This window comes from Janthinobacterium fluminis (genome assembly GCF_028595325.1).
Lineage (GTDB): Bacteria > Pseudomonadota > Gammaproteobacteria > Burkholderiales > Burkholderiaceae_D > Janthinobacterium > Janthinobacterium fluminis.
Map to the genome: position 1 here is coordinate 46,737 of NZ_JAQQXR010000012.1, position 20,481 is coordinate 67,217.

The window sequence follows — 20,481 nt, forward strand, 5'->3', positions numbered from 1 at the left end:
ATGCGATGAGCTCGACCGGGCATCGACATGGCATCAACATCACACAGTAGCGATGAGCAGTTCAATACCATGAAAAACGCCATTGATGATATGGTCAGGATCATCAATGGCGCGCATCTAAGGCAATAAAATCAATACACTAGAGAACAAGCTCACTCCCATTCGATGGTCGCCGGCGGCTTGCCCGAGATGTCGTAGACGACGCGGTTGATGCCGCGCACTTCGTTGATGATGCGGTTCGACACCTTGCCCAACAGCGCATGCGGCAGATGCGCCCAGTGCGCCGTCATGAAGTCTTGGGTCTGCACGGCGCGCAGCGCCACCACGTATTCGTATGTGCGGCCGTCGCCCATCACGCCCACCGATTTTACCGGCAGGAACACGGCGAATGCCTGGCTGGTTGCTTCGTACCAGTTCTTCGGCAGTTCCTCGATATTCACGGCCTGGCCGGCCACGAACTCGTACGGCGTGTTGCGCAGTTCTTCGATGAAGATCGCGTCGGCGCGGCGCAGCAGCTCCGCGTATTCCTTCTTCACTTCGCCCAGGATGCGCACGCCCAGGCCCGGGCCCGGGAACGGGTGGCGGTAGACCATGTCATGCGGCAGGCCGAGCGCGACGCCCAGCTTGCGCACTTCGTCCTTGAACAGTTCGCGCAGCGGTTCCAGCAACTTGAGCTTCATGGTGTCCGGCAGGCCGCCCACGTTGTGGTGCGACTTGATGGTCTGGCCTTTCTTGCCCTTGCCTGCGGACTCGATCACGTCCGGATAGATGGTGCCTTGCGCCAGCCATTTGGCGTTGACCAGCTTGCCCGACTCCACCTGGAACACTTCCACGAACTCGCGGCCGATGATCTTGCGCTTCTGCTCGGGATCGGTGACGCCGGCCAGGTGGCCCATGAACTGATCTTCCGCATCGATACGGATGACTTTCACGCCCAGGTTCTTGGCGAACATGTCCATCACCATCTGGCCTTCGTTCAGGCGCAGCAGGCCGTGGTCGACGAACACGCAGGTCAGCTGGTCGCCGATGGCGCGGTGGATCAGCGCTGCCGCCACCGACGAGTCAACGCCGCCGGACAGGCCCAGGATCACCTCGTCGCCGCCCACTTGCGCGCGGATCTTCTCGACGGCTTCGGAGATGTAGTCCGGCATGTTCCAGTCGGATTTGCAGCCGCAGATCTCGTGCACGAAGCGGCCCAGGATGGCCTTGCCCTGCTCGGTGTGCGTCACTTCCGGGTGGAATTGCACGGCGTAAAAACGGCGCTCTTCGTCCGCCATGGCGGCGACCGGGCAGCTCGGCGTGTCGCCCATCAGCTTGAAGCCCGGCGGCATGTCCAACACCTTGTCGCCGTGGCTCATCCACACTTTCAGCATGCCGTGGCCTTCCGGCGTCACGAAGTCGTTGATGCCGTCGAGCAGCTTGGTGTGGCTGCGCGCGCGCACTTCGGCGTAGCCGAATTCGCGCACCAGGCCGTTTTCGACCTTGCCGCCCAACTGGGCCGCCATGGTCTGCATGCCATAGCAAATGCCCAGCACCGGCACACCCAGCTCGAACACGGCCTGCGGCGCGCGCGGCGCGTCGCCTTCCAGCGTGGAGCTGTGGCTGCCCGACAGGATCACGCCGGCGGCGCCGTAGTTGCGCACGAACTCGTCGCTGACGTCATACGGGAACACTTCGGAGAACACGCCGGCGTCGCGCACGCGGCGGGCGATCAACTGGGTGACTTGGGAGCCGAAATCGAGGATGAGGATTTTAGAATGCATGGAGTGGGCACTTTTTAATGAATACATCGGGGGACAGGCGCTCTGCCCCGCTGGAAAACGGTGCGCGCCCCGCCGTGGCGGGGCGGCTGCCGGCGCGACGTTGCCGCGCCAGCCGGTGCTGCATCAGTCGCCGGAGCGGTAGTTCGGCGCTTCCTTGGTGATTTGCACGTCATGCACATGCGACTCGCGCATGCCGGCCGACGTGATTTCGACGAATTCCGCCTTTTCGCGCAGTTCGTCGATGGTCGCGCAACCGCAGTAACCCATCGACTGGCGCACGCCGCCCACCAGTTGGTACAGAATCGCCAGCACGCTGCCCTTGTAGGCGACGCGGCCCTCGATGCCTTCCGGCACGAACTTGTCGGCCTTCATCGTCGCATCCTGGAAATAGCGGTCGGCCGAGCCGTCCGTCATCGCGCCCAGGCTGCCCATGCCACGGTAGGATTTGTAGCTGCGGCCCTGGTACAGGATCACTTCGCCCGGCGCCTCTTCGGTGCCGGCGAACATGCTGCCCATCATCACGGTCGACGCGCCGGCGGCCAGCGCCTTCGAAATGTCGCCCGAGAAGCGGATGCCGCCGTCGGCGATGCACGGCACGCCGGTGCCGGCCAGCGCTTCGGCCACGTTGGAGATGGCGGTGATCTGCGGCACGCCGACGCCGGCGACGATGCGGGTGGTGCAGATCGAGCCAGGGCCGATGCCGACCTTGACGGCGTCGGCGCCGTATTCGACCAGGGCCTTGGCGGCGGCGGCCGTGGCGATGTTGCCGCCGATGACGTCAACGTGGGGGAATTTGCTCTTGATCCAGCGCACGCGGTCGAGAATGCCTTGCGAGTGGCCGTGGGCCGTGTCGACGACCAGCACGTCGACGCCTGCGGCGACCAGCAACTCGATGCGCTCTTCATCCTTGGCGCTGACGCCGACGGCGGCGCCGACGAGCAGTTTGCCCTGCATGTCTTTCGACGCGAACGGGTGCTCGGTGGCTTTCTGGATGTCCTTGACGGTGATCAGGCCGCGCAGCTCGAAGGCGTCGTTGACGACCAGCACGCGCTCAAGGCGGTGCTTGTTCATCAGGCGTTTCGCTTCCGACAGGTCGGCGCCTTCGGAGACGACCACCAGCTTCTCGCGCGGTGTCATCTTGGCGCGCGCCTCGGCGTCCAGCTCCTGCTCGAAACGCAAATCGCGGTTGGTGATGATGCCGACTACTTCCTTGCCCTCCACCACGGGGAAACCGCTGATGCCGTACTGCGCCGTCAGCGCGATGACGTCGCGTATCTTCATTTCCGGCGGAATCGTGATCGGGTCGCGCAACACGCCGGCCTCGAAACGTTTAACCCGCGCCACTTCGCGCGCCTGATCCTTCGGCTTCAGATTCTTGTGAATGATGCCGATGCCACCTTCCTGCGCCATGGCGATAGCCAGACGGGCTTCGGTCACGGTGTCCATCGCTGCGGACAGCAAGGGAATATTCAAGGTGATGTTGCGGGTCAGGCGGGTTTTGAGGGACGTATCGGCAGGCAGAACGTTGGAGTACGCTGGGACGAGCAGCACGTCATCGAATGTGAGTGCTTTTTGAAGTAGACGCATAGCATTTCCTATTGGCGCAAAAGTGAATTATACAGAACAAAGTCATGTTCGTCCCTGCCGTAGGGAAAGATATCGGCAAAAAAGTTCGCGTTCGCCGCACCATGATTGACTTCCGTGCAGAAACATGGCGAAATCGATACACATGATCCACCGAAAGATGCAGATGAACAGCAAACCAACATCGGCATGGCCGCGCCTGCTACTGGCCGGCGCGCTGCTCGCCGCGGCGGCGCTGGCGCAGGCGCAATACGTGTGGCTCGACGACAAAGGCTTGCGGCAGTATTCCGACCGCCCGCCGCCGCCATCGGTGCCGGCCAAACGCATCCTGAAGGCGCCCGGGGCGGCGCAGCCGGACGCGGCCGGCGCGCAGGCGCCCGCCGACGTTGACGCGGCGCCTCCCGCGACGAAGGCGGCGCCGACCACGGCGGAACGCAACGCCGACTTCCGCAAGCGCAAAACCGAAGCCGCCGAGCAAGAGCAAAAAGCCGCCGATGCGGCGCGGCGCCAGGCCGACATCGACAGCAACTGCGCCAGCCTGCGCCAGAACAAGCAGATGCTGGACTCGGGCCGGCGTATCGGCGTCACGGACAAAGCCGGCCAGCCCGGCTACATGAGCGACGACGAACGCGCCCGGCAAACAAAACAAGTCCAGCGCTCCCTGGCCGACTGTAAATAAGCCCCGCGCCAAGCCGGGGTCTTGGCCACGGCATCGCAACATTGTCAATACACGAACATTCACCTAGAATGGGCGCGGCAAGACTCCCCAACATCTAGAAAGTTCCCCACATGAACGCCACCCTGCTCGGCTGCGCCCTGCTCGTCGCGGCGGGCGCCAGCGCGGCGTCTCCGGCCACCAACCAACAAGTCGACTCCGCCGCCGCATTGATGTTCGCGGCCACCGGCGCGCCGGGCATGGTCATCGCCGTCGTGCGCGACGACAGCGTGATCGTGCGCGGCTACGGCGAAAGCGCGGCCGGCAGCGGCCGCAAACCCGACGGCAATTCCCTGCTGAGGATCAACTCGACATCGAAGGTGTTGGCGGCGGAGGCAATGGTCATGCTGGCCGACGAAGGCAAGCTGCGCCTCAGCGATCCCTTGCAGCGCTATGCCGAGCCCGGCTTCAAGGTGCCGGAACTGAGCAAGCACCGGCCCATCACCCTGCTCAGCCTGGCCACCCACACCAGCGGCCTGGCGCGCGCCACGGATGTCGCCGCGCCGCCCCATGCGGCGCCGAACACCTGGCCGGACCGCGCCGGCCGCTGGGGCTGGCTGGCGCGCCAGCAACCGCGCACGGCGCCGGGCGAGGCGGCGCTGTACTCCAACGTCGGCTTCGACCTGCTGGCCGACGCACTGGCCGCGGCGGCCGGCCAGCCCTACACCGAGCTGTTGCGCGAACGCGTCACGGCGCCGCTGGGCATGCACGACACCACCGCCACGCCGAACGCCGGCCAATGCGCGCGGCTGCTCGGCGGCGCGGCCGACGGCCCGACCGGGCCATGCAGCGACACCAGCGCCACCGCCGGCACGGCCGGCATGTACTCGACCGCGAACGACATGGCCACCTGGATGCAGCATTTGCTCGGCGTGCGGCAGGCGATGCCGCATGCGCTGAAAGCAATCGCGCAGGCCGCCTACGTGCAGCGCCAGGAGCTGGCGTCCATCGAGGGCCTCGATCAGGCCGGTCCGGCCAGCGGCATGGGATTGGGATGGGTGCATCTGGCGGCGTCGGCGAAGGCGCCGGGCATGCTGCAGAAAACCGGCGGCGGCGGTGGCTTCATGAACTATATGGTGCTGGTGCCGGGGCGCAAGGTCGGCATATTCGTCGCGGTGACGAAGGCCGACCGCCCAATGGCGGCGGAGATGGCGCGTTCGGCCAATGAACTGGCCGCCGCCCTCGCTCCGCAGTAAGGCGGCCTGCCCGGCAGGCGCAAGCGAGCCCCGCTTGCGGGGGCCGCTAGCTGGGCTCGCTAGCGGAGGCTTAAACCTTGCTTTCCCTGGCCTTGGCGCCGGCGCGGCGACGCCGCGATTCCTTCGGGTCGGCCAGCAGCGGCCGGTACACTTCCACGCGGTCGTGTTCGCGCAATACCGTGTCCAGCGGCTTTTTCTTGGCATAGATGCCGACGGCGCTGCCGGCCAGGTCGAGCTGCGGCACTTCCTGCAGCAAGCCGCTGAGCCGCACCGCCTGCTCCAGCGTCGTGCCGGCCGCCACCCGCAGCGTGCGCAGGAATTCCCAGGTCGGCGTGGCGTAGCACACCTGCACCGTGATCTGTTCGCTCATCATGTCACCCATACACCGTTTCGGCGCGTTTGCAGAAGGAGTCGACCATGCTGTTGGCGATCATGCCGAACACCGGCCCGATGATTTGCTCCAGCACGCGGCTGGAAAATTCGTAATGCAGGTCGAGTTCGATTTTGCACGCGTCCGCGCGCAATGCCTTCAAGGTCCAAACCCCGTCCAGGGACTTGAAAGGACCGTCCACCAGCCGCATCTTGATACTGGTCGACGGCGTATTCTCGTTCGACGTCGTGAAGCTTTGCCGCACTCCGTGGTAATGTATCGCCAGGCTCGCCACGACGCTGTTCTCGCCCCGCTCACGCACCTCGACGCCGCCACACCACGGCAAAAATTTGGGATAATCCTCGATTGCCGCCACCAGGGCGAACATTTGTTCTGCGCTGTATCCCAGAAAAACCGATTTATGTACTACTGCCATTGAAGAACCGTTTGCTATGATGTTGTATATCTCAATTGATTTGATCGCGCTTGCGCGAGACAGTAGTTTAACCGACCCGCGCACATTTACCATCTCATGACCATAGCTGACAATAAAAAAGCCTTCCACGACTACTTCATCGAGGATCGCTATGAAGCGGGCATCGTGCTCGAAGGCTGGGAAGTCAAAGCCATCCGCGACGCCCGCGTACAGATCAAGGAAGCCTATGTCGTCGTCCGCGGCGAAGAGCTGTTCCTGTTCGGCGCCCACATCAGCGCCCTGCCGACCGCCTCGACCCATATCCATCCGGAAGCGGTGCGCACGCGCAAGCTGCTGCTGCACAAGGCGGAGTTAAACAAGCTGATCGGCAAAGTCGAACGCTCCGGCTATACGCTGGTGCCGCTCAACCTGCATTACAAGGGCGGCCGCATCAAATGCGAAGTCGGCCTGGCCAAAGGCAAGAAGCAGCACGATAAACGCGCCGCGGAGAAAGACCGCGACGGCGCCCGCGAAGTGCAGGCGGCAATGAAAACCCACCGTCGTTAATCGCGGCTGTTCCGCCTGCGCCACAAGCCCGGTCATGCGCCGGGCTTTTTTTCCGCCGCGCAGCCACAGCGCAGAGTTGATCAATTGCCACGCAGAAACACATGTGCTACAGTCCCGAGGCAAAATGTATGCGCGAACCGTCGCGCCCGCCGGCATCGCCGGCGCGCCATACATTGGGCGCCACTTTTACATTACCGGATGAGGCAATAATGGTCATAAAAACCGCGATTACGCTTTTGAGCGCCACCCTGATTGCCGGGTGCGCGGTCCCCCATTCCCCCGCCCCGCTCGCCACCAATTTCGCGACCAGCAAACAGGCCAAACTGCAGGCCGTCGCGCACTGGAATGCCATTTCCGCGCACATCGACCAGCAATTGGCGCCGGCGCTGAAAAACAGCCCGGCCATGCCGCTCTACGTCGAGGCACTGCAGCCGACCGCATTCAATCAGGCGATGAGCGGGCGCCTGATCACCGCGCTGGTCAACAATGGTTATGTGGTCAACAAAACACCGGCGGCGGCATTGAAAGTCGACATTGATACGCAAGTCGTGGCATTCTCCGGCCGCCGTCCCCAATATAGCTTCGCCGGCGAGCGTTCCGCGCTGGCGGCGGGCGCCTGGGTATTAACCGGCGTGCAGCACAGCATCGCCGGACTGGCAACGGCGGCCGTCGTCGCCGACGACGCCTATACCTGGTTCCGTTCCGAATTCGCCTCCGGCGCAACGCCCAAGACCGAAATCGTCGTGACCGTCTCGGTATCCGACGAACACCGCTATTACGCCCGCTATACTTCGGTCTATTACGTCACCGACGACGACCGCCTGCTGTATGAAGTGGCGCCACCAAAAGACAGTCCGCAGATCACGAAGTTATTCACGGTCAAAGGCGGCTAACAAGGAATATGACAATGAAACGACGCGCCTCCCTTTCCCTGCTGGTCCTGCCATTGCTGCTGGGCGCCTGCGCCACCGACCGCAAAGCGGAAGACAGCAACTATTCATCCGTGTCGTCGAACGCCTTCGTCGCCGCCAATTACAAGGCGGCCGACGCCTTATTGGCGCAGCTCAACGGCAAACTGGCGGCCGACAAGCCCTTAATCATGGCGACGGTCGTCAACATCGACGCGCTCGAACAAACGTCGACGCTGGGACGGCTGGTGTCGGAACAGATTTCGACCCGGCTGGCACAAGGCGGATTGAAGATGCTGGAAATGAAGCTGAGGAATAACGTCTACTTCAAGCGCAATCAGGGGGAATTAATGCTGACCCGCGAAATCGGCGAAGTCGCGCACACCCACAACGCGCAAGCCATCGTCGTCGGCTCGTATGCGGAGAGCAGCGATACCGTGTTTGTCAATATCAAGGTGATTCAGCCGAACACCAATTTCGTCTTGGCGGGGCAGGATTTCGTGCTGGCGAAAGAATCCATCGTGCGGTCCATGCTGCAGCGTAACTGAGCACCCAGGGCGCCGGCGCAAGCCGCGCTCGGTATAGCTTCCCCACTCCGGCGCACAGGCCGGGAGCCTGGGCGGAAAGCCGGATGCTTGCAGAGAAACCAGGCAAGCATCCGAATGAACATCTCTTAAATCTTCAACAAATCGCGCGATTTGCCCGAGTCAGTCCATTCTTTTACCCATTTCGGTTGGCGGCCACGGCCGGTCCATTGCTGCGACGCGTCGTTTGGATTGCGATAACGCACAGCCACCGTGCCGGTTTTTGCGCGGATACCCGTGCCAACCAGGTCTTTGACGGAAACACCAACGCTCTGGGCGATTGCCAGGATTTGTTCGCGGGCTTTCGACAGATCGTCCTGTTCACGTTTTTTCATTTGTTTTTTGATGTCGTCTTGCAGATTGCGCAGATCGGTGAGGGATAAAGTGGATAGATCCATGATGTCTCCTTTAGGTGAGTGGAATGATGACAGTGAAGCAAAACAAGATTCTATCCAATTGTAACGCGGTTTGCGCGTTTTTTAATGCTTTTTACAATTCTTTTGACTCGCCGCCTTCACATTTCCGCGAAATGCATGTCGTCTTGCACCAAAGCGGCAGGCCACCGGCTGAAATCACCCCCTGCGCCGCCAATTCCAGGCAGTTTCAAAAAAAAGCCACCATCAGTAAGCCTTGTGACGGATTATGATGCAGTTCTTGATATCTTGCACATTTTAATATCGCTAATTTGCAAGACCAGTGCGTCTGCCGCAAATAAGATCGACGAAAATTTTCCGGATGGGGAATTGAACCACTACAGTAACGGCATCAGGCCAGGAAAGGCAATTAAACATCGGCGCGGCGCTTGTCCTAGGTCTAGACAAGCGTTGTTTTAATGCCATAAGAAAAAAGCAAGGGCATATAAGCGGAATCAGGCCCTGAAGGCTGAAGCCGGCTGTATGCCCTTGCTGTTCCGCGGCGCGCCTTGGCGCCACCGCCTCCCGCCTTGCTTACTTTTGCGTTTTCACCACCTGCATTGCGGTGGCGATCAAACCGCTGATATCGCCCAGATTCGCCGGCACGATAATCGAGTTATTCGTCTTCGCCAATTGCGCGAAGGCTCCGACATATTGCTCAGCCACTTTCAGATTCACCGCGTCCGAACCGCCCGGCTCGCGAATCGCCGCGGCCACCTGGCGCAAGGCTTCGGCATTCGCTTGCGCCAGCGCGACAATCGCCGTCGCCTGCCCCTGCGCCCGGTTAATCGAGGCCTGCTTTTCGCCTTCCGAACGGGCAATCGCCGCTTCCCTCTCGCCGCTGGCAATATTGATCTGCTCCTGGCGACGCCCTTCCGAGGCGGCGATCAGCGCGCGCTTTTCCCGTTCGGCGGTGATCTGCGCCTGCATCGCGTGCAGGATTTCCTTCGGCGGCGTCAAATCCTTGATTTCATAGCGCAGCACTTTCACGCCCCAGTTCGCGGCCGATTCGTCGATCGCATTGACGATCGTGGTATTGATGTGGTCGCGCTCCTCGAAGGTTTTATCCAGTTCCATTTTACCGATCACCGAACGCAGCGTCGTTTGCGCCAGTTGCGTGATCGCCGCGATGTAATTCGACGAACCATACGAGGCACGCATCGCGTCGGTGATCTGGAAGTACAGAATGCCGTCGACTTGCAACTGGGTGTTGTCGCGCGTGATACAGACCTGCGGCGGCACGTCGAGCGGGATCTCCTTCAAGGAATGCTTGTAGGCGATGCGGTCGATAAACGGAATGACGATATTCAAGCCCGGCCCCAGCGTTGCATGGTATTTACCGAGGCGTTCGACCACCCAGGCATGCTGCTGCGGCACCACGTTGATGGTCTTGAAAACGAAGACCAAGGCGAATATAAATAAAACAAATGTGACGCTGCCGATACTAATTTCCATTGCCTGCTCTCCTGTTGAGTGAATCTTTTGCCGCCCGCCCGAGCGTCTATTTGACGATCAGGCGGCTGCCGCGCACTTCCTGAATCGTATAACTGCCGGCCTCGGGGTTGCCGCCCGGCGCCAACTGCACATCCCACTGGGCGCCGCGGTACATCACGCGGGCCGCGCCGTCGACCCAATGGGCTACGCTCAGGCTCTGGCCGATGTCCATGTTGACGTTGGCATCGCGGCCGGCGTCGGAACGCGCCGTTTGGCCGTACTTGCTACGCCGCAGCAGCAAGGTGGCCAGCACGCCAACGCCGGCGGCCAGCGCCGTCTGCGCCGGCCCGCCGAGGCCCGCCAGCGCCGCGACGCCGCCGGCCGCGATGCCTATCGCTATCATCAGCAAATAAAACGTTCCGGTAAATAACTCCAGTATCACCAGCAACCCGGCCGCCAAGAACCAACTGACCCAATCCGACATCATGCCTCCCTGCTCAAGTAACAACGTTAAAACGACAAAACCCCCGCAGCCCACTGAAGGCGACGAGGGTTTTTACTGCGTATGGGTATGTATTAATAGTTTTTTGCCAGACACTTATATACAAGCAGTCTAACGCAAATCCAGCCCACGTCAATATGACAATGTTCTTTTTTTACTATTGCATCCCCATTCAGCCGGCCATTACTGCAATGCGGCCAGTTTTTGCCATGTATCAATGACCGAATCGGGATTCAGCGACATCGATTCAATGCCCTGCTCCATCAGCCAGACGGCGAAGTCCGGATGGTCCGACGGCCCCTGGCCGCAAATGCCGATGTACTTGCCCTGCGCGCGGCAAGCCTTGATGGCCAGCGCCAGCAAGGCTTTCACGGCCGGGTCGCGCTCGTCGAAATCGGCGGCCAGCAAGGCCATGCCGGAATCGCGGTCCAGGCCCAGCGTCAGCTGGGTCAGGTCGTTCGACCCGATCGAGAAACCGTCGAAATGGGCGAGGAACTGGTCGGCCAGGATGGCGTTCGACGGCACTTCGCACATCATGATCAGGCGCAAGCCGTTTTCGCCGCGCTTCAGGCCGTTCTTGGCCAGCAGCCCGACGACTTTTTCCGCCTGGCCCAGGGTGCGCACGAACGGCACCATGATCTCGACGTTGGTCAGGCCCATGTCATTGCGCACGCGCTTCATGGCCAGGCATTCCATCTCGAAGGACTCGGCGAAGTCCGGCGACAGGTAGCGCGCGGCGCCGCGGAAGCCCAGCATCGGGTTTTCCTCGTCCGGCTCGTAGCGCGAACCGCCGATCAGCTTCTTGTACTCGTTCGACTTGAAGTCGGACAGGCGCACGATGACCGGTTTTGGCCAGAACGCGGCGGCGATCGTCGCGATGCCCTCGGCCAGCTTGTCGATGTAGAAGGCTTTCGGCGAGGCGTGGCCGCGCGCCACCGATTCCACGGCCTTCTTCAGGTCGGCGTCGATGTTCGGATATTCGAGGATGGCCTTCGGATGCACGCCGATGTTGTTGTTGATGATGAATTCCAGGCGCGCCAGACCGACGCCGCCGTTCGGAATCGACTGGAAGTCGAACGCCATCTGCGGATTGCCGACGTTGAGCATGATCTTCGTTGGCAGCTTCGGCAGTTCGCCGCGCGCCTCTTCCGACACTTCCGTTTCCAGCAAGCCGTCGTAGATGCGGCCCTCGTCGCCTTCGGCGCAGGACACGGTGACGAAGGTGCCGTCCTTCAGCACGTCGGTGGCGTTGCCGCAGCCGACGACAGCGGGCACGCCCAGTTCGCGGGCGATGATGGCGGCGTGGCAGGTGCGGCCGCCGCGGTTGGTGACGATGGCCGAGGCGCGCTTCATGACGGGTTCCCAGTTCGGGTCGGTCATGTCGGCGACCAGCACGTCGCCCGGCTGCACGCGCTCCATTTCCGACGGGTCGGAAATGACGCGCACGGGGCCGGCGCCGATCTTCTGACCGATGGCGCGGCCCGAGGCCAGCACCGTGCCGCTGCCTTTGAGCTTGAAGCGCTGCTGCGCGTCCGTCGATTTCTGCTGCGACTTGACGGTTTCAGGGCGCGCCTGCAGGATGTACAGCTTGCCGTCGCGGCCGTCCTTGCCCCACTCGATGTCCATCGGACGGCCGTAGTGGTTCTCGATGATGACGGCGTATTTCGCCAGCTCCACCACTTCGGCGTCGTCCAGCGAATAGCGGTTGCGCATTTCCACGGGCACGTCGACGGTTTTCACGGAACGGCCGGCCTTGGCTTCGTTGGTGAATTCCATCTTCAGCAGCTTGGAGCCGATGTTGCGGCGGATCACGGGCGACTTGCCCAGTTCCAGCATCGGCTTGTGTACATAGAATTCGTCCGGATTGACGGCGCCCTGCACCACCGTCTCGCCCAGGCCGTAGCTGGAGGTGACGAAGACCACGTCCTTGAAGCCGGACTCGGTGTCGATGGTGAACATCACGCCGGCCGCGCCCAGGTCGGAGCGGACCATGCGCTGCACGCCGGCCGACAGCGCCACTTCGGCGTGCGTGAAGCCTTTGTGGACGCGGTAGGAGATGGCGCGGTCGTTATACAGCGAGGCGAACACTTCCTTCATCGCTTCGAGCACGTTGTCGATGCCGACCACGTTCAGGAAGGTTTCCTGCTGGCCCGCGAACGACGCGTCCGGCAAATCTTCGGCGGTGGCCGAGGAACGCACGGCGAACGACATTTCGGTGCTCGAATCGGCCACCAGCTTCTCGTAGAACGCGGCGATTTCGGCGGACAGGCGCGGCTGGAACGGGGTTTCCACGATCCACTTGCGGATCTCGGCGCCGGCCTGGGCCAGCGCGCGCACGTCGTCGATGTTCAAGCCTTCCAGGCGGTCGGCGATGCGCTGGGCCAGCGAAGCGCCGCCGTCTGCGCTATACGACAGGAAGTCGCGGAAGGCCTGCGCCGTCGTGGCGAAACCGCCCGGCACCCGCACGCCGGCGCCGGCCAGCTGGCTGATCATCTCGCCGAGCGAGGCGTTCTTGCCGCCGACGGATTCGACATCCGTCATGCGCAAATCTTCGAACGAGGCGACGTACACCGCGCCGTTCTTCTGCTCCTGCAATGCTGCGTTGGTCATAATGACACCTTTACTGATGATAGAAATCGTCGCGAGGCGCACTGACATGTGTTCTTGTTATTCTTGGCGTCGTGCAGCACAATCATACCGTTGCGCCCATTTTAACAGCCCGGGGCGCAGTTTGACGACGCACAATATTGACCAGAAGACTTTATGACATCAGATGCACGCCCCCCATTGCCCTCAGCAGCCCGCACCGTCTTCTTCGTTTCCGACGGCACCGGCATCACCGCCGAAACTTTTGGTCACTCGGTGCTGACCCAGTTCGACCTGCGCTTCCGACAAATCCGCCTGCCCTTCATCGACACCCTCGACAAGGCCCACGACGCGGCGCGCAAGATCAACGAAGCCCACGCCAACGACGGCCACCGCCCGATCATCTTCTCGACCCTGGTCAAGGACGAGCTCTCGGCCGTCATCCGCAAGTGCAAGGGCATGCACATGGACCTGATCCAGACCTTCGTGGCGCCGCTGGAGCAGGAGCTGGGCGTGAAATCGACCCACACGATAGGCCGCTCGCACAACATCGTCGACAGCGAGGAATACAAGAACCGCATCGAGGCCATCAACTACTCGCTGGCGCACGACGACGGCCAGTCGCACAAGAACCTGGCCTCGGCCGACGTCATCCTGGTCGGCGTGTCGCGCTCGGGCAAGACCCCGACCAGCCTCTACCTGGCCATGCAGTACGGCATCAAGGCGGCCAACTACCCCCTGATCCCCGACGATTTCGAGCGCGACAAGCTGCCGTCGGCCCTCTACGAATTCAAGACAAAAATTTTCGGCCTGAGCATCACGCCCGAGCGTTTGTCGGAAATACGCAACGAAAGACGGGCCGGCAGCAAGTACGCGTCCATCGAAAACTGCCGCTACGAAGTCAACGAGGCGGAAAAAATGATGAAACGGGAAGGCATACGCTGGCTGTCCTCGACCACCAAATCGATCGAGGAAATCTCCACGACGATTTTGCAAGAGATCAAACCGAACCGGCGCGAATACTAAACGGCGCCGCGGCGCAGAAATCGGCCAATCCGGCGCCGAAATACTGTATATTCATCCAGTTATCCACACTGATATGAAGAGGCGCCCCCGGGCGCCTCGTTTTCCTATGGCCTCCAACAAAGCCCATCACGCCACCGGATGGGCCGCCGGCGTGATCGCCGCGGCGCTGGTGGCGCACGCGGGCGCGGGCGGGCCGTACCAGATCGTCAGCTTCCTCAGCTTTGTCGCCGGGGTACTCGGCGGCACGGCGCCGGACTGGCTGGAGCTGGCCTGGTGGTCACGCCGGCGGCGCCTGTGGATCACGCACCGGACCTGGACGCACTGGGGCATCGCCTGGCTCGGCCTGCTGGCTTACGCCTACCTGGCGCTGCCCTCGCAATTCTGGGCGGCGCCGCTGTTCGGCTTCGCCTGCGGCGGCGTCATGCACCTGCTGGCGGACTGGCCGAATCCGCTGGGCGTGCCGTGGATCGCCGGGCGGCACTCGCTGAAACTGTGGAAAAGCGGGCGCTGCGATCTGATCGTCGTGACGGCGGCGTGGCTGACGGCCGGCTTGGTCGCCGACCACGTCTTTTTCCAGAATGTCCACGCGCACAAGGCACTGGCCTTCGTGCGCGCGCTGCCCGCCTGCTCTTGACGCCTTAGGCCGGCAGGCGCTGCGGCAGCGGAATCCACTCCGTCTCGCCCGGCACCTGGCCCATGCGCTGCGCGCTCCAGTCGTCGGCCGCCTGGGCGATGCGCTCCTTGCTCGACGAAACGAAGTTCCACGACATGAAGCGGCGCCCGTCCAGCGGCTCGCCGCCGATGACGACGAACTGCGCCGTGCCGACGGCGCGCAACAGCGGCGTGCTGCCGGCGTCGAGCAGCGCCATGGTGCGCAGCTCCAGTTTCGCGCCGTCGATCTCCACGGCGCCGCTGATCGGGTAGATGGCCGCCTCGGCCGGCAAACCGGCCAGGCCCAGCTCCTGCCCCGCCTGCAGCGTGACGTCCAGATACAGCGTCTGCATATATGTGCGCACCGGCGAGGTCTGGCCGAAGGCGCTGCCGATCAGCACCTTGATGGTGGCGCCGGCCACGCTCACGACGGGAATCGCCGACGCCGGCGTGTGCGTGAAGCTGGGCTCGTCCTCCTCGTGGGCCAGCGGCAACGCGGCCCACAACTGCAGGCCGTGGGTGCGGTGCGGCACGCCGGCCAGGTCCTTGGGCGTGCGCTCGGAATGGACGATGCCGCGCCCGGCCGTCATCCAGTTGATCGCGCCCGGCTCGATGCGCTGCACCGAACCGATGCTGTCGCGGTGGTCCATCGCGCCCTCGAACAGGTAGGTCACCGTCGCCAGGCCGATGTGCGGGTGCGGCCGCACGTCGTGATTGGCGCCCGGCGCCACGTCGACGGGGCCGAAATGGTCGAAGAAAATAAACGGCCCGACGGCTTGCTTGACGGCCGCCGGCAGGTAGCGGCGCACCAGCAGGCCGCCGCCCAGGTCTTTTTCATGGCCCTTCAATATGTGCGAAATCGTCATGGCCTACACCAGTACCGTGCTGACTTCGGTGCTCACCGCCGTCATCAACTTGTGGATGGGGCATTTTCCCGCGGCGGCCAGCAATTCCTGGCGCTGCGCCTCGCTCAGCTCGCCCGTCATGCGCAAGCCCACGGCCAGCCGGTAGACGCCCTTGCGCTCGTCGCTGGCGTCGCGCTCTGTCGTCGTTTCGACATGTTCGAGCGGATAGCCCTTGCGTTTGGCGTACCAGACCACGGTCAGGGCCTTGCACGCGGCCAGCGCGGCGTCGTACAGGTCGTGCGGCGACGGGCCGGCGTCGTTGCCGCCCTCCTCCAGCGAGCCGTCGGCGGGAATCAGATGGTTGCGCACGTGCACGATGTGGCGCATCGGCAGCGACTGGTCGCGGATGGCTTTGATGGTCATGGCTTTCCTTATGAACGATGGAATTGGAACAGCGTCAATTTACACTGTTTGAGCCCATCGCGCATAGGGCAAAGCGCGCCGGCCCAGCCCCCGATCCGACGTGCTTATACTATAATATGCAACAGCGGCGCTGCCACCCCCGGCCGTGCGCCTAACCGTCCAATATGTGTCAGCGCCTGCATGTCTTTTGACTTAAAAAAATCGCTTCCCAAACCCGGCAACCGGTTCGCGTTGCCCGCCCTTTTCGGTTCGTCCGACGCCTACGCGCTGGCGCTCGCCGCGCTTGAACTATCGGCGCGCGGCCAGATGCTGGCCGTGGTCGTGGCCAACGCCAGCGACGGCCAGCGCCTGCTCGATGAAATCCCCTGGTTCGCCGCCGACAAGCTGCGCTGCCATCTGCTGCCGGATTGGGAAACCCTGCCCTACGACGCCTTCTCGCCGCACCAGGACCTGGTGTCGGAGCGCCTGGCGACGCTGTACGAAATCCAGAGCCGCCAGTGCGACGTGCTGATCGTGCCGGCCACGACGGCGCTGGTGCGCCTGGCGCCGCCGTCCTTCCTGGCCGCCTACACCTTCTTCTTCAAGAAGGGCGAGACGCTCGACGAGACGCGCCTGAAGTCGCAGCTGACGCTGGCCGGCTACACCCACGTGTCGCAGGTGATGTCGCCCGGCGAGTACTCGGTGCGCGGCGGCCTGCTCGACCTGTTCCCGATGGGCTCGGCCCTGCCCTACCGCCTCGACCTGTTCGGCGACACCATCGAGTCCATCCGCACCTTCGACGCCGACACCCAGCGCTCGCTGTATCCGGTCGGCGAGGTGCGCCTGCTGCCCGGCCGCGAGTTCCCGATGGACGAGGCGGCCCGCACCACCTTCCGCAGCCGCTGGCGCGAGCAGTTCGAGGGCGACCCGTCGCGCTCGGTGGTGTACAAGGACATCAGCAGCGGCATCGCCTCGGCCGGCATCGAGTACTACCTGCCGCTGTTTTTCGAGGAAACGGCGACGCTGTTCGACTACCTGCCGGCGGACGCCTCGATGGCCCTGGTCGGCGACATCGACAGCGCCATCAAGCGCTTCTGGGTCGACACGCAGTCGCGCTACCGCTTCCTGAAGGCCGACCGCGAGCGCCCCATCCTCGCGCCCGAGGCGCTGTTCCTCAGCGACGAGAGCTTCTTCGCGCTGGCCAAGCCCCTGCCGCGCTGGGCCATCGCCAAGGACAACGAGGCGCTGGCCTCGGAGCTGTCGGCGCCGGTGCCGAACATCGCCGTCAACCGCCGCGCCGACGACCCGCTGAACAATCTGCGCGCCTATCTGCTGCAGCCGGGCCGGCGCGTGATGGTCTGCGCCGAATCGAACGGCCGCCGCGAAACGCTGCAGCAGTACTTCGCCGAATACGATCTGGCGCTGGCGCCGGTCGAGGGCTTCGAGGGCTTCCAGTACGCCGACGCCAGGCTGATGCTGGGCGTGGCGCCGCTGCACGCCGGCTTCGAGCTGTACACGGAAGACGGCAACCTGGTCTTCATCACCGAAACCGAGCTGTACGCCGGTTCCGGCCGGCGCGCCGGCAAGAAGAAGCAGGAGGGCGCGACCCAGGTCGAGTCGATGGTGCGCGACCTGTCGGAGCTGAAGATCGGCGACCCGGTGGTGCACATCAACCACGGCATCGGCCGCTACATGGGCCTGACCAGCATGGACCTGGGCGAAGGCGAGACGGAGTTCCTGCACCTCGACTACGCCAAGGAAGCCAAGCTGTACGTGCCGGTGTCGCAGCTGCACGTGATTTCGCGCTACTCCGGGGCCTCGCCGGAAGACGCGCCGCTGCACTCGCTCGGCTCGGGCCAGTGGGAGAAGGCCAAGAAGCGCGCCGCCGACCAGGTGCGCGACACGGCCGCCGAGCTGCTCAACCTGTACGCCCGGCGCGCGCTGCGCCAGGGCCACTCCTTCGAATACTCGGCGCACGACTACGAGCGCTTCGCCGACAGCTTCGGCTTCGAGGAGACGCCCGACCAGCAGGAAGCCATCAACAACGTCATCAAGGACATGACCTCGGGCAAGCCGATGGACCGCCTGGTGTGCGGCGACGTCGGCTTCGGCAAGACCGAGGTGGCGCTGCGCGCCGCCTTCATCGCCGTCATGGGCGGCAAGCAGGTGGCCATCCTGGCGCCGACCACGCTGCTGGCCGAGCAGCACGCCCAGACCTTCGCCGACCGCTTCGCCGACTGGCCGGTGCGCATCGCCGAGCTGTCGCGCTTCCGCAGCGGCAAGGAGATCACCCAGGCCTTCAAGGGCATGGCCGACGGCACGCTGGACATCGTCATCGGCACCCACAAGCTGCTCTCGGAGGACGTCAAGTTCACCCGCCTGGGCCTGGTCATCATCGACGAGGAGCACCGCTTCGGCGTGCGCCAGAAGGAGGCGCTCAAGGCGCTGCGCGCCGAGGTCGACGTGCTGACGCTGACGGCCACGCCGATCCCGCGCACGCTGGGCATGGCGCTGGAAGGCTTGCGCGACTTCTCCATCATCGCCACGGCGCCGCAAAAGCGCCTGGCCATCAAGACCTTCGTGCGCAGCGAGAACGAGTCGATCATCCGCGAAGCCTGCCTGCGCGAACTCAAGCGCGGCGGCCAGATCTACTTCCTGCACAACGAGGTCGAGACGATCCAGAACCGCATGGCGATGCTGACGGAGCTGCTGCCGGAGGCGCGCATCGCCGTGGCCCACGGCCAGATGCACGAGCGCGACCTGGAAAAGGTCATGCGCGACTTCGTGGCGCAGCGCTTCAACATCCTGCTGTGCACCACCATCATCGAAACCGGCATCGACGTGCCGACGGCGAACACCATCATCATGCACCGCGCCGACAAGTTCGGCCTGGCGCAGCTGCACCAGTTGCGCGGCCGCGTCGGCCGCTCGCACCACCAGGCCTACGCGTATTTGCTGGTGCACGACGTGCAGGGCCTGAGCAAGCTGGCGCAGCGCCGCCTCGACGCCATCCAGCAGATGGAAGAACTGGGCAGCGGCTTCTACCTGGCCATGCACGACCTGGAAATCCGCGGCGCCGGCGAAGTCCTCGGCGACAACCAGTCCGGCGAGATGCACGAAATCGGCTTCCAACTGTACTCCGACATGCTCAACGAGGCGGTGCGCTCGCTGAAGAACGGCAAGGAGCCCGACCTGGCCGCGCCGCTGGCGTCGACCACGGAAATCAACCTGCACGCGCCGGCGCTGCTGCCGGCCGACTTCTGCGGCGACGTCCACGAGCGCCTGTCGATCTACAAGCGCCTGGCCAACTGCGGCGCGCAGGAGAAGATCGACGACATCCAGGAAGAGCTGATCGACCGCTTCGGCAAGCTGCCCGAGCCCGTCAAGGCGCTGGTCGAGACGCACCGGCTGCGCGTGGCGGCGAAGGCCGTCGGCATCATCAAGATCGACGCCCACGGCGAGGCGGCCACCCTGCAGTTCATGGTCAAGCCCCCCATCGACGCGATGCGCATCATCGACCTGATCCAGAAAAACCGCCACATCAAGCTGAACGGCCAGGACAAGCTGAAGATCACCATCGGCATGCCGGATCTGGCGGCCCGCGTCGCGCAAATCAAAACCACCATCAAACAATTGCTAGCGCCATGAAAAACACCGCACACACGACGATGAACCTGACCCTGCAGGGACTGGACGGCGGCATCGCGCGCCTGGAGCGCATCGCCGCGCTGGCGGGGCCGGCGCGCCTGACGCCGCTGGGCGCGAACGCCCTGCGCTGCGAAAACATCAGCTATTCGGCGGGCCTGCGCCAGACCATCGAAGTGGCCGCCCAGGCGGCCCAGCTCGACGCCACCTACATGATGGGCGTGCGCCGCCTCGACGAATTCAAGCTGGTGGCGATGGACATGGATTCGACGCTGATCACCATCGAGTGCATCGACGAAATCGCCGACATGCAGGGCTTGAAGCCGCAGGTGGCGGAAATCACCGAGGCGGCCATGCGCGGCGAGCTGGAGTTTTCCGAAAGCCTGACGCGGCGCGTGGCGCTGCTGGCCGGCCTGGACGCGGCCGCGCTCGAACGCGTCTACGCCGAGCGGCTGCGCCTGTCGCCGGGCGCCGAAAACATGCTGGCCGGCGTCAAGGCGGCCGGCTTGAAAACGCTGCTGGTGTCGGGCGGCTTCACCTTCTTCACGGACCGCCTGAAGGAACGCCTGGGCCTGGACTACAGCCATGCCAACGAACTGGAAATCGTCGACGGCAAACTGACCGGGCGCGTGGTGGGCGGCATCGTCGACGCCGAGGAAAAGAAGCGCACCGTGGAGCGCGTCTGCGCCGAACTCGGCATCCATCCGTCCCAGGCCATCGTCATGGGCGACGGCGCCAACGACCTGCGCATGATGTCGATCGCCGGGCTGTCGGTGGCGTTCCGCGCCAAGCCGGTGGTGCGCGACCAGGCCGACGTGGCGCTGAACTTTGTCGGCCTGGACGGGGTGCTGACGCTGCTCGCTTGAGGCACGGCG

Annotated in this window: 20 protein-coding genes; 10 read left to right on the plus strand and 10 right to left on the minus strand. The window is 63.6% G+C overall.

Features of this window, described 5'->3' with window-relative positions:
* Nucleotides 1-152 precede the first annotated feature (152 nt).
* Complete coding sequence (gene guaA / locus OIK44_RS22410; RefSeq protein WP_273674090.1) at nucleotides 153-1,763, minus strand: glutamine-hydrolyzing GMP synthase; 1,611 nt, start codon at nucleotides 1,761-1,763, stop codon at nucleotides 153-155.
* A 123-nt stretch (nucleotides 1,764-1,886) separates the two neighbouring features.
* Nucleotides 1,887-3,350 carry an IMP dehydrogenase gene (gene guaB / locus OIK44_RS22415; protein WP_273674092.1) on the minus strand — a complete coding sequence of 488 codons (1,464 nt, stop codon included), beginning with the start codon at nucleotides 3,348-3,350 and terminating at the stop codon, nucleotides 1,887-1,889.
* 163 nt (nucleotides 3,351-3,513) lie between these two features.
* Between guaB and OIK44_RS22420 the strand changes: the two genes are divergently transcribed.
* Both OIK44_RS22420 and ampH read left to right on the plus strand, forming a co-directional pair.
* Complete coding sequence (locus OIK44_RS22420; RefSeq protein WP_273674094.1) at nucleotides 3,514-4,026, plus strand: DUF4124 domain-containing protein; 513 nt, start codon at nucleotides 3,514-3,516, stop codon at nucleotides 4,024-4,026.
* Nucleotides 4,027-4,136: 110 nt separating this feature from the next.
* Nucleotides 4,137-5,258, plus strand: a complete 1,122-nt coding sequence (gene ampH, locus OIK44_RS22425) for a D-alanyl-D-alanine-carboxypeptidase/endopeptidase AmpH (protein ID WP_273674095.1) — start codon at nucleotides 4,137-4,139, stop codon at nucleotides 5,256-5,258.
* 70 nt (nucleotides 5,259-5,328) lie between these two features.
* Here the strand turns inward: ampH and OIK44_RS22430 are convergent, their stop codons facing one another.
* A complete protein-coding gene (locus OIK44_RS22430) occupies nucleotides 5,329-5,631 on the minus strand; it encodes an RnfH family protein (RefSeq protein ID WP_420213883.1) in 303 nt (100 codons plus the stop codon).
* Between the two features lies 1 nt (nucleotide 5,632).
* Nucleotides 5,633-6,064, minus strand: a complete 432-nt coding sequence (locus OIK44_RS22435; RefSeq protein WP_273674099.1) for a type II toxin-antitoxin system RatA family toxin — start codon at nucleotides 6,062-6,064, stop codon at nucleotides 5,633-5,635.
* A 96-nt stretch (nucleotides 6,065-6,160) separates the two neighbouring features.
* Here OIK44_RS22435 and smpB point away from each other — a divergent pair, with 96 nt between their 5' ends.
* From smpB to OIK44_RS22450, 3 genes are all read left to right on the plus strand, one after another.
* Nucleotides 6,161-6,610, plus strand: a complete 450-nt coding sequence (gene smpB, locus OIK44_RS22440; RefSeq protein WP_273674100.1) for an SsrA-binding protein SmpB — start codon at nucleotides 6,161-6,163, stop codon at nucleotides 6,608-6,610.
* 128 nt (nucleotides 6,611-6,738) lie between these two features.
* Complete coding sequence (locus OIK44_RS22445; protein ID WP_273674101.1) at nucleotides 6,739-7,503, plus strand: hypothetical protein; 765 nt, start codon at nucleotides 6,739-6,741, stop codon at nucleotides 7,501-7,503.
* A gap of 8 nt (nucleotides 7,504-7,511) precedes the next feature.
* Nucleotides 7,512-8,066, plus strand: coding sequence for a FlgO family outer membrane protein (locus OIK44_RS22450; protein ID WP_420213881.1), 555 nt, complete (start codon nucleotides 7,512-7,514; stop codon nucleotides 8,064-8,066).
* A 125-nt stretch (nucleotides 8,067-8,191) separates the two neighbouring features.
* Here OIK44_RS22450 and OIK44_RS22455 read toward each other — a convergent pair whose 3' ends face one another.
* Nucleotides 8,192-8,500, minus strand: a complete 309-nt coding sequence (locus tag OIK44_RS22455; protein ID WP_273674104.1) for an H-NS histone family protein — start codon at nucleotides 8,498-8,500, stop codon at nucleotides 8,192-8,194.
* Nucleotides 8,501-8,523: 23 nt separating this feature from the next.
* Between OIK44_RS22455 and OIK44_RS22460 the strand changes: the two genes are divergently transcribed.
* Nucleotides 8,524-8,748, plus strand: coding sequence for a hypothetical protein (locus tag OIK44_RS22460; RefSeq protein WP_273674105.1), 225 nt, complete (start codon nucleotides 8,524-8,526; stop codon nucleotides 8,746-8,748).
* Nucleotides 8,749-9,049: 301 nt separating this feature from the next.
* Here OIK44_RS22460 and OIK44_RS22465 read toward each other — a convergent pair whose 3' ends face one another.
* From OIK44_RS22465 to ppsA, 3 genes are all read right to left on the minus strand, one after another.
* Nucleotides 9,050-9,970, minus strand: a complete 921-nt coding sequence (locus tag OIK44_RS22465) for an SPFH domain-containing protein (protein WP_273674106.1) — start codon at nucleotides 9,968-9,970, stop codon at nucleotides 9,050-9,052.
* 46 nt (nucleotides 9,971-10,016) lie between these two features.
* Complete coding sequence (locus OIK44_RS22470; protein WP_273674173.1) at nucleotides 10,017-10,433, minus strand: NfeD family protein; 417 nt, start codon at nucleotides 10,431-10,433, stop codon at nucleotides 10,017-10,019.
* A 201-nt stretch (nucleotides 10,434-10,634) separates the two neighbouring features.
* Complete coding sequence (gene ppsA, locus OIK44_RS22475; protein ID WP_273674175.1) at nucleotides 10,635-12,992, minus strand: phosphoenolpyruvate synthase; 2,358 nt, start codon at nucleotides 12,990-12,992, stop codon at nucleotides 10,635-10,637.
* Between the two features lie 222 nt (nucleotides 12,993-13,214).
* Between ppsA and ppsR the strand changes: the two genes are divergently transcribed.
* Together ppsR and OIK44_RS22485 are read left to right on the plus strand one after the other, a co-directional pair.
* Nucleotides 13,215-14,063, plus strand: a complete 849-nt coding sequence (gene ppsR, locus OIK44_RS22480) for a posphoenolpyruvate synthetase regulatory kinase/phosphorylase PpsR (RefSeq protein ID WP_273674107.1) — start codon at nucleotides 13,215-13,217, stop codon at nucleotides 14,061-14,063.
* 106 nt (nucleotides 14,064-14,169) lie between these two features.
* Nucleotides 14,170-14,697, plus strand: coding sequence for a metal-dependent hydrolase (locus OIK44_RS22485; RefSeq protein ID WP_273674108.1), 528 nt, complete (start codon nucleotides 14,170-14,172; stop codon nucleotides 14,695-14,697).
* Nucleotides 14,698-14,701: 4 nt separating this feature from the next.
* Here OIK44_RS22485 and OIK44_RS22490 read toward each other — a convergent pair whose 3' ends face one another.
* Together OIK44_RS22490 and OIK44_RS22495 are read right to left on the minus strand one after the other, a co-directional pair.
* Complete coding sequence (locus tag OIK44_RS22490) at nucleotides 14,702-15,580, minus strand: pirin family protein (RefSeq protein ID WP_273674110.1); 879 nt, start codon at nucleotides 15,578-15,580, stop codon at nucleotides 14,702-14,704.
* Nucleotides 15,581-15,583: 3 nt separating this feature from the next.
* Nucleotides 15,584-15,982, minus strand: a complete 399-nt coding sequence (locus tag OIK44_RS22495) for an OsmC family protein (RefSeq protein WP_273674111.1) — start codon at nucleotides 15,980-15,982, stop codon at nucleotides 15,584-15,586.
* Nucleotides 15,983-16,162: 180 nt separating this feature from the next.
* On the opposite strand from OIK44_RS22495, the gene mfd reads away from it, so the two are divergent.
* Nucleotides 16,163-19,609 (plus strand): transcription-repair coupling factor, encoded by a 3,447-nt coding sequence (gene mfd, locus OIK44_RS22500; protein WP_273674112.1) that lies wholly within the window; start codon nucleotides 16,163-16,165, stop codon nucleotides 19,607-19,609.
* Complete coding sequence (serB, locus tag OIK44_RS22505) at nucleotides 19,606-20,472, plus strand: phosphoserine phosphatase SerB (protein ID WP_420213882.1); 867 nt, start codon at nucleotides 19,606-19,608, stop codon at nucleotides 20,470-20,472. Before mfd ends, serB begins: the two co-directional genes overlap by 4 nt.
* The last annotated feature ends 9 nt before the right edge of the window (nucleotides 20,473-20,481 follow it).

Excerpts from the sequence above, each read along its gene's own strand:
- guaA (WP_273674090.1), bottom strand. The coding sequence starts at position 1,763 with ATGCATTCTAAAATCCTCATCCTCGATTTCGGCTCCCAAGTCACCCAG.
- guaB (WP_273674092.1), bottom strand. The coding sequence starts at position 3,350 with ATGCGTCTACTTCAAAAAGCACTCACATTCGATGACGTGCTGCTCGTC.
- OIK44_RS22420 (WP_273674094.1), top strand. The coding sequence starts at position 3,514 with ATGAACAGCAAACCAACATCGGCATGGCCGCGCCTGCTACTGGCCGGC.
- ampH (WP_273674095.1), top strand. The coding sequence starts at position 4,137 with ATGAACGCCACCCTGCTCGGCTGCGCCCTGCTCGTCGCGGCGGGCGCC.
- OIK44_RS22430 (WP_420213883.1), bottom strand. The coding sequence starts at position 5,631 with ATGATGAGCGAACAGATCACGGTGCAGGTGTGCTACGCCACGCCGACC.
- OIK44_RS22435 (WP_273674099.1), bottom strand. The coding sequence starts at position 6,064 with ATGGCAGTAGTACATAAATCGGTTTTTCTGGGATACAGCGCAGAACAA.
- smpB (WP_273674100.1), top strand. The coding sequence starts at position 6,161 with ATGACCATAGCTGACAATAAAAAAGCCTTCCACGACTACTTCATCGAG.
- OIK44_RS22445 (WP_273674101.1), top strand. The coding sequence starts at position 6,739 with ATGCGCGAACCGTCGCGCCCGCCGGCATCGCCGGCGCGCCATACATTG.
- OIK44_RS22450 (WP_420213881.1), top strand. The coding sequence starts at position 7,512 with ATGACAATGAAACGACGCGCCTCCCTTTCCCTGCTGGTCCTGCCATTG.
- OIK44_RS22455 (WP_273674104.1), bottom strand. The coding sequence starts at position 8,500 with ATGGATCTATCCACTTTATCCCTCACCGATCTGCGCAATCTGCAAGAC.
- OIK44_RS22460 (WP_273674105.1), top strand. The coding sequence starts at position 8,524 with ATGATGACAGTGAAGCAAAACAAGATTCTATCCAATTGTAACGCGGTT.
- OIK44_RS22465 (WP_273674106.1), bottom strand. The coding sequence starts at position 9,970 with ATGGAAATTAGTATCGGCAGCGTCACATTTGTTTTATTTATATTCGCC.
- OIK44_RS22470 (WP_273674173.1), bottom strand. The coding sequence starts at position 10,433 with ATGTCGGATTGGGTCAGTTGGTTCTTGGCGGCCGGGTTGCTGGTGATA.
- ppsA (WP_273674175.1), bottom strand. The coding sequence starts at position 12,992 with ATGACGGATGTCGAATCCGTCGGCGGCAAGAACGCCTCGCTCGGCGAG.
- ppsR (WP_273674107.1), top strand. The coding sequence starts at position 13,215 with ATGACATCAGATGCACGCCCCCCATTGCCCTCAGCAGCCCGCACCGTC.
- OIK44_RS22485 (WP_273674108.1), top strand. The coding sequence starts at position 14,170 with ATGGCCTCCAACAAAGCCCATCACGCCACCGGATGGGCCGCCGGCGTG.
- OIK44_RS22490 (WP_273674110.1), bottom strand. The coding sequence starts at position 15,580 with ATGACGATTTCGCACATATTGAAGGGCCATGAAAAAGACCTGGGCGGC.
- OIK44_RS22495 (WP_273674111.1), bottom strand. The coding sequence starts at position 15,982 with ATGACCATCAAAGCCATCCGCGACCAGTCGCTGCCGATGCGCCACATC.
- mfd (WP_273674112.1), top strand. The coding sequence starts at position 16,163 with ATGTCTTTTGACTTAAAAAAATCGCTTCCCAAACCCGGCAACCGGTTC.
- serB (WP_420213882.1), top strand. The coding sequence starts at position 19,606 with ATGAAAAACACCGCACACACGACGATGAACCTGACCCTGCAGGGACTG.